Origin of the sequence: Facklamia sp. P12955 (assembly GCF_050409565.1) — a bacterium.
GTDB lineage: Bacteria > Bacillota > Bacilli > Lactobacillales > Aerococcaceae > Facklamia.
Map to the genome: position 1 here is coordinate 1 of NZ_JBNUPF010000050.1, position 2,131 is coordinate 2,131.

General features: G+C 35.4%; 2 protein-coding genes and 1 pseudogene. All 3 read right to left on the bottom strand.

Annotation, left to right across the window (positions count from 1 at the left end; genetic code table 11):
• Positions 1 to 179: 179 nt before the first annotated feature.
• Positions 180 to 440 (bottom strand): N-acetylmuramoyl-L-alanine amidase family protein, encoded by a 261-nt coding sequence (locus ACQV2G_RS08965; RefSeq protein WP_428876637.1) that lies wholly within the window; start codon positions 438 to 440, stop codon positions 180 to 182.
• Between the two features lie 229 nt (positions 441 to 669).
• Positions 670 to 750 (bottom strand): annotated as a pseudogene (locus ACQV2G_RS08970) (LysM peptidoglycan-binding domain-containing protein); the annotation flags it as partial.
• A gap of 302 nt (positions 751 to 1,052) precedes the next feature.
• A partial coding sequence (locus ACQV2G_RS08975; protein ID WP_428876635.1) for a LysM peptidoglycan-binding domain-containing protein occupies positions 1,053 to 2,131 on the bottom strand: 1,079 nt, incomplete at its 5' end.

Sequence of the window (2,131 nt, forward strand, 5' to 3'; positions counted from 1 at the left end):
TATCTCGGGTCTTATTTTAAAGGTTATAGCAAAAATGGACTTATGATACAGCCCCTTTTAAAATAAAAAGACTTCGCAAAATCAAATATGATTTGCAAAGTCTTATTTTTATTTAGTCATTAAAGTAAGTATTAATACCATTAATCAATCCCTCAACTAATTTAGCTTGATAAACGGAATCAGTCAGTTTTTTTCAATTCGGTAGGATTATCCATAAAGCCAAGATCCACTAAAGCTGCAGGCATGTCTGTAGTAGGTGTCACGTGAAGGTTTTGAGGGTGTATTCCTTGACTAGCTAGCCCCCCAGTTGCAGCTACTAATGAGGAGTTCTGAATACTATCAGCTAAGCGCTTGCCTTCAACGATCTTTTCATTGGTATGATATGGTAGAGTTGAATATCTTGGGACATCTACAGAGCGATCATGATAAAGCGTGCATATTAGCTATTTTGCCTAACCGATCACCTCGACGAACAATATAGGTTTTCGCCTTAGATACACAGATTATTGATTGACCGATTGTTGCAATTTCATCAGCTAAAGGTTTCGATTTATCCTCTAGGTTTTTAGTCTCTGCTTCTTCTACTGGATTATTTTCAAGTTCTTTCTTGTCTTTAATGCGTACCTTTAAGACATCACCTGGATGGATTAAATTACTTATTAAGCCATTTTACTCTTTCAATTCATCCATCGTCATGCCATGGTTAATTGCAATGCGATATTTGGCATCACCCGCTTTTACTGTGTAGCTTCCGTATAAAACATTGCTTTCTTGAGCATAGATGGAATTGTTGGGCGCAAGACTTGAGACTGAAACGGCAGCAAGTGCTGACATAGAAATAGTTATTATACTTGATTTCAACAAATTACCTTTCATTAGGAGTTCTTCATTTATAATTTAATTGAATGTTTTGCAATTCAATTATAAATGAAGAAACATATATCTAAAATTGAAATATAATCTTAATAGCTTCTCAAAGATTGTAATAATAGTCATTCAAAGTAAAAAAGGTTGGACGTCTATCAACGTTCAACCTTTTTAATAGTTTATGTTTAATAACGTGGACGTCCATAACCTTGAATGTAGATACTATCCCATGCAAACTCTTTGCGAGCGACCATTAGTTTGGAATCATTCACTCGGGTATTTCCTTCGAAAGTTGTAATTAATCCATTATTATAAGACTCTACGATTCCAATATGATGCCCCCAACCGTTACGATAACCATCCCAGTTGAAGAAGACGATATCTCCAGCCTTGGGCTTGGTAAGCCCCATCCAAATTCCTTTATTCTTCACAATGTTTTTATGACGTTCAACACCTACTTCTCGCCCAGTTAAGTGAGAAAGGCCGGCCTCATCTGCGATGTGAGTTACAAAAGCATCACACCAATCATCATCATACGTCAAGCTGTAACCAACCGGTTTTGGATAAATCCGATTATAAGCATCGACTAACGCACGATGTTCGGGTGAGTATTTAGGAACTCCCAGATAACTTCTTGCAATATCTAATAAACGCTCAACATTGGCATTACTTACCTCATTCGGTTCAACATTAACTTTTTCTTGAGTTGGGACTTTAGAAATAAGAATTTTTTGACCGACACTTAAGCGATTAGAAGTTAAATTATTAATTTTTTTCAATTCGCTAACTTTCATTTCATGCTGCCAAGAAATTGTTTCTATACTATCTCCCTCTTGAACAATGTGGTAACTGTACTCATAAGGTGTATGCTTTACTGATTGATTTTCCCTATATTGTTTACCTTGATCTTCAATTTGTACAATCGGAGAGGCAGGTTGGGCATTATTCACTATTAAAGTATATCCAGCATAAAGAGTATTGGAAGTCATTTCATTCCATTTCTTTAAATTGGAAACAGAGACTCCAAATTTTTTAGCGACTGAATATAAAGAATCGCCATTTTGAACGACATAAGTTTTTACTGCAACTTGAGTATTACTATCTGGCTTGGAGGGATTCAGATTCGATGTTAAATTTGGTTGAGAAACATATAAAATATCCCCTGTGTAAATATAATTTGATTTTAAATTATTCCAAGACTTCAATTGTGCAACCGTAATCCCATGCATATTAGCTATTTTGCTTAGCCAATCGCCTCGTTTTA